Below are 338 nucleotides of genomic sequence, written 5' to 3'. Positions count from 1 at the left end.
TGTGCAGTGCGATGCTCATGAGCTGGGGTCCTTAGCGCTGTGCGACCGGCGTCGGTCGCGGATGTCGAGAGGGGAAGCGGGCGTGGCCCGAGAACTTCCGAGAGTGCTTCCCGCGGGGCGGGAGGGAATATCCGATGCGGGGCAACCGCGGACGGGGATTAGCCGCACATTCGACAGCGCATGACTCGCGACCCGAGCATCATGCCGGGGGTCCCGTTCACCACGAGGGCGGTCGGGGCAGTCGCGAAATCAGTCATAGCGGTAGTCAATACCGAGTTGCGCTTCGTGTCAAGTCATGACGAAGTGTGACAGCGGCTCCGCGGGCGTTCTCTCGCGTT

The organism is Leucobacter sp. M11 (genome assembly GCF_035726885.1).
Taxonomy (GTDB): Bacteria; Actinomycetota; Actinomycetes; order Actinomycetales; family Microbacteriaceae; genus JAPFRB01.
This window is presented reverse-complemented; position numbering follows the sequence as displayed.